The following is a 13,492-nucleotide window of genomic DNA, read 5'->3' on the forward strand; positions in this document are numbered from 1 at the left end:
ATCTGCTGCAGGCCGCGGTGGTCTACGGCTACTTCCCGTGCGTCTCCGACGGCGATGATCTGATCATCCTGGACGGGCGGACGGGTGGGGAGCGGACGCGGTTCTCCTTCCCGCGGCAGCGGCGTGATCGGCATCTGTGCCTGTCGGACTTCTTCCGGTCCAGGGGGTCCGGGGAGGTGGATGTGGTGGCGTTCCAGGTGGCGACGATGGGGTCGGCGGTCTCGGCGGCGACGGGGGAGTTGTTCGCCAAGAACGCCTACCGGGATTATCTGGAGTTGCATGGGTTGTCGGTGCAGTTGACCGAGGCGCTGGCCGAGTACTGGCATGCCCGGGTCCGCTCGGAGCTGGGCATCGGTGGTGATGAGGCGCTGGCCGACATGTTGAAGGTCAACATCGCGGGTTGCCGGTACTCCTTCGGTTATCCGGCGTGTCCGAATCTTGAGGATCAGCGGCAGTTGTTCGAGTTGCTGGATCCGGGCCGGATCGGGGTCACCCTGTCGGAGGAGTTCCAGCTGCATCCCGAACAGGCCACCTCCGCCCTGATCGTCCACCACCCCGAAGCCAAATACTTCAACGTCTGAGCGAGACGCCCGCATGCTCCAGCGTTCACCTCGAAGCGTGTGGACGTCTCGTCAGGTGCTCTGCACCAGGATGCTGTGCGTGCCGCTGAGCGTGCGCTCGCGGGTGGTGCCCGCGCGCACGCTGGTCGCGGCGCGCAGCAACCCCGCCTTGCAGCCTTCGCCCGAGTAGAGGATCACGTCGGCGTCGGTCGAGTTGACCACGGAGGCATGGGTGAACAGCGGGAACCAGGGAAGTGCGTAGCACCCGGGCGCGGGATTCACCAGCCGCGTGCGCGGCACCTGGTCGCCCTCGACGACCAGCGTCCCGGTCGCGGCGGAGGCCGGCGCGGGAGCGGCGAGGGTCAGGGGCGCGGTGGCGAGCAGGGCGCTCAGAGCGGACATGGCACGTCGCATGGCATTCTCCTCCACTGTGGATCGACACCACGATCATCGTAGCGGAGGGTGATGAAATGGTCGCAGTGGGTGGAGATGCCCGGCGTGGCGTGTCCCGTGGTCCGCACATGGCGGATCGCCGGTCCCGTCGAGCGGGCCGGCGATCCGCGTGACCGGTCGGTCGCCGTGTACTCCGGTCAGTCGCCGTATTCGTTGGTGACGCCCGCCGGGGTGAGCGCCGCGATGTAGTGCTGCGGCAGGTGGTCGTCGACCGAGTAGACGGCCGGCAGCGAGCGCGTCGCCTCGAACTTGCGGGCGATGAAGGACAGCGCCGACATCGGCAGGCCGAGCAGGCCCGGCATCTGCGAGGTCGGGCGCCTCCTGGTCTCCCACTGGCCCCTTCTCGACTGCGGGGCGCACCTCGGACGGGTGAGGGTGTCGATGAGGCTGTTGCGCAGGTGCGGGACGCGGTAGTGGTACTCGCGGCCGAAGTGCCGGAACGGTCCCGACGCGGTGGACGGCAGGTGCGGCACGATGTCGCTGTCGTACACGTACCGGATGACGTGCTCGCGCAGGAACTCGTCGCGCTCGCAGGCCTCGGCGAAGGCCGGGTCGCCGATCATGGGCTGGCCGAAGGTGTAGACGGCCCTGAGCCGGTCGCCGAGCGCCTCCTTGTACTTGCGCTCGTGCCGCAGCATGACGCCCATGAGCGCGGCCATCGCCCCGCCCTGGCTGTGCCCGGTGATGTACAGGGCCTCGAGGTTGCCCTCCGCCGGCGGCGAGCCGTAGGAGTCATGGACCTGGGAGGCGCCGTCGCCGCGCGGGGGGTGGGTTCCCTGGCGGTCGCAGGCGCGCCGCAGCATGTTCATGACCTCGTACCGCGTCGCCCGGACGTTGCGGTAGACGCCGGCGTGCACGGTGGCGCGCGGGTCGCCGATCTGGTAGCCGATGCGCTCGGGCTCGACGTCGATGTCGCTCAGCCAGTTGATGAAATTGAGCGGCTCTGTTCCGCGGTAGCACAGAATGGCGACCCGGCCGCTCTTGCTCTGGATGAGGAAGGCGGTCGAGCAGATGAGCATCGCGTCGACCGACGTCTGGATCATCTGGCAGTGATTGTCCTCCAGGCCCATTCTCGCCATGATCATGGAGAGCGTCCTGGCGTCCGAATAGGCGTACGCGGCGCAGGTGGCGAGAACGTGCGCGATTTCCGGGTCGGGATGGCCGCCGGCCTCCAGAAGCCGCCTTTCCAGGTTCTTGTAGACCGGGAATCCCGCGGTCTCGCGGTGCCCGAAGGGCCGGAGTTCCTCGTAGCTGGGCGCCCTGACGTCCTGCGACCGCGGGCCTCCGGCCTGCGTGACGTCGAGCATCCTGTGCTCCCACTCCACCGTGGGGAACGCGCCCGCGGGCGAGTCCGGCTTCCTGCCGCCGCTCACCACCTTTCCGGCGTTCGCCTGGCCCACGGTGCCCGTAACTGATTTCTCCGACTGGCGACTGTTCCTGGTGGTATCCACGCTTGCCACGCCACACACCTTCCCGTCGGCGACGGTGCATCGGACTGTTCCACGGTCTCCCTGCAGGCGGACGGCGTCGTCATCACACGCGTTTTCCCGCGCACCCGGAGAACCGCACTGTCCCTCACAATTTCCTGGACATCACCGGCCAAATCCCATCGCCGCGCAAACTCATTTCCAGCGACCCGCCCGAGTGCGGCGGAAAGGCGGATGAATGACGAGAAAGGCGGGCCTCCGGGAAGGGAGGCCCGCCGATGGGCGGTGGAAGCGGGGGGACGCCCGCCCCGGCCTACGTGGCGTACACCCGCAGCTCGGCCGCCTGCCCGGCCGGCCAGCCGGTGTTGCCGGTGAAGGTCAGCCGGATGTAGCGCTGGCTGGTGCCGGGGAAGGTGATCGTCGCGGTGTTGCCGGTCGCCGGGTCGAAGCGGCGGCCGGCCGCCGCCGCCACCGTGGTGTACGAGGTGCCGTTCTGGCTGCCCAGCACCGCGATCGTCTGCGTCCGCGCTCCCCAGGCGGACGAAGGCGGCAGCGCGAGGACGATCCGGGACACGCCGGTCGCGGCGCCCAGGTCCACGGTGAGCGACTGCGGGAAGGCGTTGTTGGCGCTTTCCCAGTACGTGCCCGGGTTGCCGTCGTTGGCGTTGGCCGGGACGTAGCCCTGCGTGTGGCTGGTGGCGCTGATCGGCCTGCCCGCCGCAAGGTCGGTGCCGGGGGGAGGGGTGGTCGTCCCGGCGAAGCGGTCCACCCAGTACCTGGTCCGGTCCAGGTAGGCCGTCTCGGCGGCGGCGCCGGTCCTGCCGTAGGCGCCGTCGAAGGTCTGGTAGCCGAACCCGGACGGCGGGGTGGAGGTGGCAGGCTCGATCACCGACCCCTCGTGCCACTCGTTGAAGGAGGTGACCGAGACCCAGCTCGGCTCGCCCTGGGTCAGGGCGTTCTGCCACTCGGTGTCGTAGGTGGCGCCGCCGGCGCGGCCGAGGGTGGGCGTGGTGTTGCCCGGCACCGCCCGGTCGTCGATGTAGCCGGGGGCGACCGACGGCGCCCAGATCAGGCCGTTGGCCTTGCAGTAGTCGCTCGCGCCCTTCCACCCGGGCGCGGTCGCGCCGGCGATGCCGTCGTAGGTGTACATGCCGCCGAAGTGGGCCACCTTGGTGGTGTCGGTGGTCTGGGCCAGGACGATGCTGCTGGAGCTCACCTGGTCCAGCGCGGACCAGTCGGTGACGCGCAGGCTCTCGAACACGTAGAACGCGCCCCGCCGCCCGTGCGCCTCGTCGCGGTAGAACGCCGGGCTGCCGCCGTACCGGGAGTTGATGTACTGGATGTCGGCGACGGTCGAGGCGGCGGTGCGGCCGGTGTACGGCTCCAGGTGCCAGGCCACCTTGACCCCGAAGCGCGCGGCCGCGGACAGGACGCCTGCGGCGAGCTGGTCCTCGTAGGACCCCTGGCCCCACCAGCTGTAGACGATCACGCCGGCGCCGGACTGCTGGATCCACCGCATGTGCTGGTCCACGGCGCCGGACAGGTCGCCGGAGTCGTAGGGGCCGAGCTTGGGGTAGTAGTCGGCGCCGATGTCGGCCGGTGGGGTGTGGCCGCCCTGCGGCCAGTGCCGGTAGCTCCCGGCGACGGCGGGGGAGCCGTACCACGGGTAGTAGAACAGGTGCACGTCGGCGGAGGTGTGGACGGCCGCCGCCACGGGCGCGGCCGCGGCGGCCAGAGCCGGGCCCGCCGGGGCCGACGTCAGCAGCGACGCCGCCAGCAGGACGGCGGCCGCGGTCGCTCGGCGCCAGTTACGCATGAATGGTGACTCCTCGCGTCGAAGGGGGGATTCGCCGGGACGAGGGTGCCCGTCCGCCCGGCCGCGCCTGCGGCACCACCATGGCGAGGCCGAAGTCGGCGGGAACGGCCCCGGCACAGATCGGGGCGGCCGGCCGGACGGGAGTCTCGATGGAGCGGCATCTGCTCATCTTTTGCAACGATCATCGAGCAAATTGCAAGAAGAGTAGCTGATTTTGCGATGCCTTCCGACTATTAGAGAGCGCTCTCCCATCCGGCGCAAGTCCGGAGTCCATCGCGTCTGTAACACTTCTGTAACGCGCCGAGCCGGGCCGTGGCGATGTCAGGTTTCACACCCGTTGCGAGAAGCGATGGAGCAGCGGGGATTTACGGCGCCGTGCGTCCGTGTTAGAACTCCATTCAAGACTTCGCCCCGAGGCCGACTCCGGCATCGGTCGTTGGGAGGTTGCGCAGCCCGGCAGCTCTATAACAGGTAATTGCGAAGGTCAATCCGATTATTGCGGAACCGTTGACATCGTCCTGCTCAACGAACCGCACGAGCCGGAGGCGGCACCCTCCGAAGGCGTCACCCACAACCTCACGACACCGCACGACCGACAGCAAGCGCGGCGGCGCGCGCCTTGCCTGACTCCCCCCCAAGTCAGGAAAGGACTCCCATGTCACCACGTCCACGACCGTGGGCACGGCTGCTCGCCACGATCTCGCTGGTCGTCGGCGGCGCGGCCACGGTCACGGCCACCGGCCCCGCGGCCCACGCCTCGGTCATCCCGGCCTCCGACTACCAGCAGGTCAGCCTGGCCACCGGAGGCGCCGAACTGGGCGAGGCCATGTCCCTCGCGGTGCTCCCCAACCGCTCGGTGGTGCACACCGCCCGCGACGGCACGGTGCGCGTCACCGACGCCGCCGGCAACACCAAGGTGGCCGGCAGGCTGGACGTCTACACCCACGACGAAGAAGGGCTCCAGGGCGTCGCGGCCGACCCCGGCTTCGCCACCAACAGGTATATCTACCTGTACTTCTCGCCCAAGCTGAGCACGCCCGGCGGCGACGCGCCCAAGAACGGCACCGCCGCCGACTTCGACCAGTGGAAGGGCGAGCTGCACCTGTCGCGATTCACGCTCAAGTCCGACGACACCATCGACATGACCAGCGAGAAGGTCGTGCTCAAGGTGCCCAACGACCGCGGCCAGTGCTGCCACGTCGGCGGCGACCTCGACTTCGACGCCGCGGGCAACCTGTACCTGACGACCGGCGACGACACCAACCCCTTCGAATCGGACGCCTACGCGCCGATCGACGAGCGCACCGACCGCAACCCGCAGTTCGACGCGCAGCGCTCCGCGGGCAACACCAACGACCTGCGCGGCAAGGTGCTGCGCATCAAGCCGCAGGCGGACGGCACCTACACGATCCCCTCGGGCAACCTGTTCCCCCCGGGGACGGCCAAGACCCGCCCGGAGATCTACGCCATGGGCTTCCGCAACCCGTTCCGCATGTCGGTCGACAAGGCCACCGGCATCGTCTACCTCGGCGACTACGGCCCCGACGCCGGCGGCACCAACGCCTCGCGCGGCCCGAGCGGGCAGGTGGAGTTCGACCGCATCACCGGCCCGGGCAACTACGGCTGGCCGTACTGCACCGGCACCAACACCACCAGCGAGACCTACAACGAGTACACCTTCCCCAGCGGCCCCTCCCTCGCCAAGTACGACTGCGCCAACGGGCCGACCAACAACTCCTTCCGCAACACCGGCCTGACCACGCTGCCCCCGGCCAAGCCGAGCTGGATCAAGTACGGCGGCGACGCCGGCTCCCCGCCGGAGTTCGGCGGCGGCTCGGAGTCGCCGATGGGCGGCCCGGTCTACCGGTACGACGCCGCGCTCAACTCCAGCGTGAAGTTCCCCCAGTCGCTGAACGGCCGGTACTTCGCCGGCGAGTACGGCCGGCGGTGGATCAAGGCGATCGAGGTGAAGTCCGACGGCACCCCCGGCGACATCGGCGACTTCCCCTGGACCGGCACGCAGGTCATGGACATGGCCTTCGGCCCCGACGGCGCGCTGTACGTGCTGGACTACGGCACCGGCAGCGACAACCAGGCCCTGATCCGGGTGGAGTACATCGGCGGCACCAACCGCAACCCGATCGCCAAGGCCTCGGCGAACAAGACCTCCGGGCCGAACCCGCTGGCCGTGACCTTCTCCTCCGCCGGCAGCTCCGACCCCGAGGGCGGCACGCTGACCTACTCGTGGACCTTCGGCGACGGCGGCACCTCCACCGCCGCCAACCCGAGCCACACCTACACCACCAACGGCACCTACACCCCGACGCTGACCGTCAGGGACCCGCAGGGGCTCACCGGGACCGCGAGCGTCGTCATCACGGTCGGCAACACCGCGCCGACGGTGACGCTCACCCAGCCCATCGACGGCCAGCTGTTCTCCTTCGGTGACACCGTGCCGTACCAGGTGACGGTCACCGACCCCGAGGACGGCACGATCGACTGCACCCGGGCGAGCCTCACCTACCTGCTCGGGCATGACAGCCACCGCCACCAGATCACCTCCAAGACCGGCTGCAGCGGCTCGATGGTCGTCCCGACCGACGGCGAGCACGACGCGGCGGCCAACATCTACGGCGTGTTCGACGCCGCCTACACCGACAAGGGCGGCCTGGTCACCCACAACGTCCGCACCCTGCAGCCCCGGCACCGCCAGGCCGAGCACTACGGCGCCCAGTCCGGCGTCCAGCTCGCCGACCACGCCGGCGCCGAGGGCGCCAAGACCGTGGGCTTCACCGACAACGGCGACTGGATCTCCTTCACGCCCTACGCCCTGGGCAACGCCAAGACCTTCACCGCCCGGGTCTCCTCCGGCGGCGCCGGCGGCACCCTGGAGGTGCGGGCCGGATCGGCGACCGGCACGCTGCTCGGCTCGGTGAACGTCGCCAGTACCGGCGGCTGGGACACCTTCGCCGACGTCAGCGCGACCATCACCGGCGCCCCGTCCGGGACCACGACGCTGTACCTGGTCTTCAAGGGCCCGACGGGCCAGGGCAACCTGTTCGACCTGGACGCCTTCACCTTCGGCACCGGGACCGGCGGCGGCTCCACCACGGCCGAGGGCGAGGCCTACACCTCCCAGTCCGGCGTGCAGCCGGCCGACCACGCCGGCGCGAGCGGCGGCAAGACGCTGGGCTACATCGACAACGGTGACTGGGCCGGGTACGCGTCGGTGACGACGCAGGGCGCCACCGGATTCTCCGCCCGGGTGTCCTCCGGCGGCGCCGGCGGCACCATCCAGATCCGCTCGGGCTCGGCCACCGGCACCCTGCTGGGTTCGGTGAACGTCGCCGGCACCGGCAACTGGGACACCTTCACCACGGTCTCCGCGACGTTGACCGGCTCGGCGTCCGGGGCGGTGTTCCTGGTCTTCACCGGCGGCTCCGGCTCCCTGCTGGACGTCGACACCTTCACCATCACCCGCTAGCCGGACCGGCGCGGCGCGGGCACCTCGCGAACGTGCCCGCGCCGCGCCGGCGGCCCGCCGACCCCTAGGGACAGAAATGCTCAACGTCATCCGCCGCGGACTGGCGCTGGTCGCCACCGCGGTGATCGCCGCCCAGTTCGTCCCGTCCGCCGCGTACGCGGCCGACTACCAGGTGCTCGTCTTCTCCAAGACGGCCGGTTTCCGGCACGACTCCATCCCCACCGGCGTCCAGGCCATCCGCGACCTCGGCACGGCCAACGGCTTCACGGTCACCGCGACCGAGGACGCCGCCGCCTTCACCGCGGCCAACCTCGCCCAGTACAAGGCGGTGGTGTTCCTCAGCACCACCGGCGACGTCCTCAACGACGCCCAGCAGACCGCCTTCACCTCCTATGTGGACGGCGGCGGAGGCTACGTGGGCGTCCACGCCGCCGCCGACACCGAGTACGACTGGCCCTATTACGGCGGCCTGGTCGGCGCCTGGTTCAAGAGCCACCCGGCCATCCAGCAGGCGACCGTGAAGAACGAGGACCGCACGCACCCGGCGACCTCGGGACTGGCGGCCACCTGGACGCGCACCGACGAGTGGTACAACTACCGCACCAACCCCCGTGCCTCGGTCCACGTGCTGCAGAGCCTGGACGAGTCCACCTACAGCGGCGGCGAGATGAGCGGCGACCACCCGATCACCTGGTGCCACCCGCAGCAGTCCGGCCGCTCCTTCTACACCGGTCTCGGCCACACCATCGAGTCCTACGCCGACCCGGCCTTCCGCAACCTGCTGCTCGGCGGCATCAAGTACGCGGCCGGCGCCGTCCAGGCCAACTGCGCCCCGCCGACCGGCAACCCCGGCGGCTCCACCACGGTCGAGGGCGAGGCGTTCACCTCCCAGTCCGGGGTGCAGGCGGCCTCTCACACCGGGGCCAGTGGTGGCAGGACGGTGGGGTACATCGACAACGGCGACTGGGCGGGGTACGCGTCGGTGAGCACGGCCGGGGCGACCGGGTTCTCGGCGCGGGTGTCCTCGGGTGGTCCGGGCGGGACGATCCAGGTGCGTTCGGGGTCGGCGACCGGCACGTTGCTGGGGTCGGTGCAGGTTCCGTCCACGGGGAGCTGGGACACCTTCACCACGGTCTCCACGACGTTGACCGGCTCGGCGTCCGGGCCGGTGTTCCTGGTGTTCACCGGCGGTTCCGGATCGCTGTTCGACGTGGACACCTTCACGATCACCCGCTCCAGCGCCGCCGCCCCGGTCGAGGGCGAGGCGTTCACCTCCCAGTCCGGGGTGCAGGTCGCCGGTCACACCGGGGCCAGCGGTGGCAAGACGGTGGGGTACATCGACAACGGCGACTGGGCGGGGTACGCGTCGGTGAGCACGGCCGGGGCGACCGGGTTCTCGGCGCGGGTGTCCTCGGGCGGGGCGGGCGGCACCATCCAGATCCGCTCCGGCTCGGCCACCGGCACCCTGCTGGGTTCGGTGAACGTCGCGAGCACCGGCGGCTGGGACACCTTCACCACCGTGTCCACGACGCTGTCCGGGTCGGCGTCCGGGCCGGTGTTCCTGGTGTTCACCGGCGGCTCCGGCTCGCTGTTCGACGTGGACAGCTTCACCCTCACCAAGTGACACCTGCCGCGACACGCTGCCCGCCCGCCTTGGGGGAGCGGGGCTCACCGGCGCTCTAAGGTGGGCGGGTGGTGGCGAACAGCGGCAGGTGGGGCGCGGTGATGGGCGGATCGGTGGTGCGGGTCGCGACGGACGCGGACATGCCGGGCGTGCGGGAGGTGGCCGCGCATTACGAACTGCTTGACGACTGGGCGGACATGCCGGACTTCCTGGACGCCGAGCGGGAGTTCGGGGCGCTGGTCGTCGGCGAGGCCGGCGGACGGGTCGTGGGCTTCGGCGGGATCCTCCGGCGGGCCCGGGTCTCCCATCTGGGCGACCTGTTCGTCCTGCCGGAGCACCAGTCGTCGGGCATCGGCCGGGAGATCCTCGCCCTGCTGCTGCCGCCGGGCACGCCCGGGGTCACCTTCGCCTCCGACGACGGCCGGGCCCTGGCCCTGTACGTCAGACAGGGCATGCGCCCGGTCTGCCCGCTGCTCTACCTCACCTTCACCCCCGGCTCCGCCCGCCCCGACGCGCCCGAAACGCCCCGGGCATCGGCGCCGGACGGGCGGCCCGTTCGCCGGGCGGCCCGCGCGCGGGGGGACCGGCCGGACGTGCGGGAGGCCGCGATGCTGGACGCCGGGCTCGCGGGCGGCGACCGGGCCGGGTCACTGTCCTGGTACGCGGGCCTGCCCGGGGTCACCGTCCACACCACAGGCACGGGGTACGCCTTCGCCCGGGTGACCGAGGGCGGCGACCTGGAGATGGGCCCGGCGGGAGGGGAGACCCCGGAGGACTGCGCCAAGGCGCTGTCCGCGGCCGTCGCCGCGCACCCGGGCGTCGACGAGGTCCAGGTGGCCGTGCCCGGGGCGCACCCCATTCTGCCCCGGCTGGTGCGGGCCGGCTGGCGGATCGACGACATGGACACCCTCATGGCCACCGACCCGTCCGCGATCCGCCTCGACCGCTACCTCCCCCACCCCGACCTGGGCTGACGGTTCGAGCGCGCGCGTCCGGGTGTCCGCGGAGAAGGCCTGCCCATCTCGCGGCCGATGCGCCGGCACGCGCCGCGGGCGCCGGACGGGAGTGACGCACGTCACGTCCTCCGGGCGTCCCGGCGTGCCGAGTCTGCTCGTCGGTCAGGTGTGACAGCCACCGCGGCACAGGGTTCACCGTTGACATCGCTGAGCCGGGGTGCTGGTGAGTACCGCTGTCCACACCCTGCGACTCGACGAAGAGGAAACCCGTGAACAACATGCAGGCCATCGCCGACCGCGTCGACATCGAGGCGCTACGGGGCGAGTTCACCGACGCGGCGATGATGGGAGACCACGACCGCTTGGTGTCGCTGTTCACCGACGACGCCGTGTACCGGATCCCTGACGCGGGGATCGAGCACGTCGGCCGGGAGCAGATCCGCGCAGGGACAGGGCGGATGGGGCAGGCGTGGGAGTACTTCGTGCAGACCACGCACCCGGGCGCGATCGAGTTCGACGGCGACACCGCGTCCGGCCGCGCCTACATCTTCGAGCTCGGGCGCCTGCGCGACGGCGGTTCGATTCTCAACTACGCCCTGTTCCACGACCGCTACCAGCGCACTCCGGGCGGTTGGAAGTTCGCCGAACGCGTCTTCGAGGTGAGGTACTTCGACACCACTCCGCTCCCGGGCTCACCCGACGTGCCACAGACGGTCGCCGGCCCGCCGGCCGGGGACGGGTCCTTCACCGAACCGGCATCCGCGGAGCGCCTGGAGCGGGCGGCCGCCGCGCTGAGGGCCAACCGTTTCGCCGTCGAGATCCTCGACGACGCCGCCGCCGCGCGTACCCGCGTCCAAGAGCTGATCCCCGCGGGCGCCGGAGTGTTCACCGCGGCCAGCGAGACCCTGCGCCTGTCCGGCATCGACGACGACATCAACGCCGGCGGGCGATATCAGGGCTTCAGGCCGCGCCTGCTGAGTATGGATCGCGTCACTGAGGCCGACGACATCCGCCGGCTGCTCGCCGGCCCTGACGTCGTCGTGGGCAGTGTCGCCGCGGTCACCGAGACCGGCTCCCTGGTGATCCCCTCCGCGAGTGGCAGCCAGCTGCCCGCCTACGCGGGCGGCGCCGCCCACGCGATCTGGATCGTCGGCGCGCAGAAGATCGTGCCCGACCTGAGCACCGCCCTCCGCCGCGTGGAGGAGCACGCCCTCCCGCTGGAGACCGTCCGAGCCCAGCAGGCCTATGGGCAGCCCAGCGCCGTCAACCGCCTGCTCATCCTCAACGCCGAACCTCACCCCGGGCGCGGCACCGTCCTGCTGCTGCGCGAGGCCATCGGATTCTGAGACACCGGGAGTCGCCGACGGCCGGGTCCCTCACCTCCGTCAGTGGGCGGAGAAGGCGGCCAGGCTCATCGTGGTCCCCGAGGGAGCCGGGGCGTCGGAGGGGCGGGGGTGGAGGGGGAGACGGACGGTGAAGCGGGCGCCTCCGGCGTCGCCGGTGTCCACGCCGATGGTGCCGCCATGCGCGCGCACGATGTCGCGGACGATCGCCAGGCCGAGGCCGGTTCCGCCCCGGTCGCGGCAGCGGGAGGCGTCCAGCCGGGTGAACCGCTCGAAGATGCGTTCCCGGTCGGCCTCGGCGATGCCGTCGCCGTCGTCGGAGATCACCAGCTCGGCGTGGCGGTCGTCGTGGCGCACCTCCACCATCACCGCGCTCCTGGCGTGCCGCTGGGCGTTGTCCAGCAGGTTGGTGAGGATGCGGGTGATCTGGGTGTCGACGCCCTGGACGATGGTCGCCCTGGCCAGCCGCAGCCGGACGGGGAGCCGGTCGGCGCGGCGGGAGACCTCCATGCGGACGGTCTCCGACAGGTCGACCTCGCCCATCGCCGGCGGCGTCCCGCCGATCTTGGCCAGCAGCAGCAGGTCGGCCATGATGGCCTGCAGCCGGTCGACGTCGCCCAGCGTGCGGTCCAGCAGGGCGTCCAGGTCGGTGTCCTGGGGATGCATCTTGGCCTCCTCCAACTGGGCGCGCAGGCCGGCGACCGGGGTGCGCAGCTCGTGGGAGGCGTCGGAGGCGAACTGCCGCTGGGCGGAAAGGGCCTGCTCCATGCGCCCCTTGGCGTTCTCCAGTCGTTCCAGCGTGCTGTTGACCGTGCGGGCCAGGCGGGAGATCTCGTCGTCGCCCGCGGGCTCGGGGACGCGGCTGCTCAGGTCGTTGACGTTGGTGGCGGCCAGCTCGGCGCGGATGGCCTCGACCGGCCGCAGCGTCCGGCCGGTGATCTTCCACGCGGCCCAGATGGCGATGGAGATGAGCACCCCGACCTGCACCGCGAACAGCGCGTCGAACACGCCCGTCGCGATGACGGTGCGGACGGGGCCGCCGGCGTAGACGACGGTGGAATCGTCGTCGGCGCTGACCCGCACCGCCGACAGGCGGACGCATCCCAGGCGGGTGTTCGCGCAGGTCTGCACGTCGCGCTGGGGGTCGTCGGCCGTCGGCCGCAGGGTGGACAGGGGCGGCAGGCCGCGCGCGTCGGGGGAGGAGGCCAGGACCCGCCCGTCGGCGGCGACGACCTGGACCACGTTGACGCCCGGCACGCTGCTGGTGACCACCGGGTCGTGCAGCCGTCCGGCCCGGTCGGCGGCGGCCATCAGGCCGGCGGCGCGGCGCGCGTCCAGCCAGCCGGCGTTGGCCAGCTCCTGGCGCGCGACCATTCCGGCCAGCACGCCGGAGGGGACGAGCAGCAGCATCGACAGCAGGGCGACCAGTGCGGTGACCTGCCCGCGTATCGACCGGGGGCGCCACGGCCGGGGGACGCGGCGCCCGGGGGGCCGGAAGGACGATCTCATGGGACGCGACTCCTCCTCGCGGTGACCGGCGGCGCCGGTCACTAGGGGCGATGGGGGGATGCGCCCGATCGGGCGGAAGTTCCGGGGCGGGACACCGGAGGGGGTACGGCGTGGTGCCGTAGCTGTGCGGCGGCCCGGGGAACGGACGGCGGGGATGCCCGCACGGCCCTTCGGATGCCTCCTAGGGCTACAGCCAACATAGCAGAAGCCCCAAAAGGGTGCAAATCAGACAAAAGACTAATGGTGTGATGTCACGTGCCGGTCAAGCGCACCCCCTGTCACACCCGGGCGCGGAGGCCGCACCCGCTCTGAGCCTCCGG

General features: G+C 71.2%; 9 protein-coding genes. 5 read left to right on the top strand and 4 right to left on the bottom strand.

Annotated elements, in window-relative coordinates; all coding sequences use genetic code 11:
* Window positions 1-581 (top strand): vitamin B12 dependent-methionine synthase activation domain-containing protein (locus ACFQSB_RS37080; RefSeq protein ID WP_380831782.1); only part of this gene is annotated, 581 nt, incomplete at its 5' end.
* A 51-nt stretch (window positions 582-632) separates the two neighbouring features.
* Here the strand turns inward: ACFQSB_RS37080 and ACFQSB_RS37085 are convergent.
* The 3 genes from ACFQSB_RS37085 to ACFQSB_RS37095 form a co-directional block, all read right to left on the bottom strand.
* Window positions 633-974, bottom strand: coding sequence for a hypothetical protein (locus ACFQSB_RS37085; protein ID WP_354846975.1), 342 nt, complete (start codon window positions 972-974; stop codon window positions 633-635).
* Window positions 975-1,150: 176 nt separating this feature from the next.
* Complete coding sequence (locus ACFQSB_RS37090) at window positions 1,151-2,473, bottom strand: lipase family protein (protein ID WP_380831784.1); 1,323 nt, start codon at window positions 2,471-2,473, stop codon at window positions 1,151-1,153.
* A gap of 280 nt (window positions 2,474-2,753) precedes the next feature.
* Window positions 2,754-4,256: a discoidin domain-containing protein gene (locus ACFQSB_RS37095; RefSeq protein WP_380831785.1), complete on the bottom strand. Its 1,503-nt coding sequence runs from the start codon at window positions 4,254-4,256 to the stop codon at window positions 2,754-2,756.
* A 655-nt stretch (window positions 4,257-4,911) separates the two neighbouring features.
* Here ACFQSB_RS37095 and ACFQSB_RS37100 point away from each other — a divergent pair.
* The 4 genes from ACFQSB_RS37100 (at window position 4,912) to ACFQSB_RS37115 (ending at window position 11,666) form a co-directional block, all read left to right on the top strand.
* Entirely contained in the window at window positions 4,912-7,740 is a 2,829-nt protein-coding gene (locus ACFQSB_RS37100) for a carbohydrate-binding protein (protein ID WP_380831787.1), read from the top strand.
* A 76-nt stretch (window positions 7,741-7,816) separates the two neighbouring features.
* Window positions 7,817-9,364, top strand: a complete 1,548-nt coding sequence (locus ACFQSB_RS37105; protein WP_380831789.1) for a ThuA domain-containing protein — start codon at window positions 7,817-7,819, stop codon at window positions 9,362-9,364.
* A 68-nt stretch (window positions 9,365-9,432) separates the two neighbouring features.
* The gene (locus tag ACFQSB_RS37110; protein WP_380831791.1) at window positions 9,433-10,338 is read left to right on the top strand and encodes a GNAT family N-acetyltransferase; all 906 of its coding nucleotides are present in this window, start codon (window positions 9,433-9,435) and stop codon (window positions 10,336-10,338) included.
* Window positions 10,339-10,598: 260 nt separating this feature from the next.
* The gene (locus ACFQSB_RS37115) at window positions 10,599-11,666 is read left to right on the top strand and encodes a nuclear transport factor 2 family protein (RefSeq protein WP_380831830.1); all 1,068 of its coding nucleotides are present in this window, start codon (window positions 10,599-10,601) and stop codon (window positions 11,664-11,666) included.
* 39 nt (window positions 11,667-11,705) lie between these two features.
* Here ACFQSB_RS37115 and ACFQSB_RS37120 read toward each other — a convergent pair whose 3' ends face one another.
* Window positions 11,706-13,172, bottom strand: coding sequence for a sensor histidine kinase (locus ACFQSB_RS37120; protein WP_354920980.1), 1,467 nt, complete (start codon window positions 13,170-13,172; stop codon window positions 11,706-11,708).
* Window positions 13,173-13,492 lie beyond the last annotated feature (320 nt).

Origin of the sequence: Sphaerisporangium rhizosphaerae (assembly GCF_042665155.1) — a bacterium.
Lineage (GTDB): Bacteria > Actinomycetota > Actinomycetes > Streptosporangiales > Streptosporangiaceae > Sphaerisporangium > Sphaerisporangium rhizosphaerae.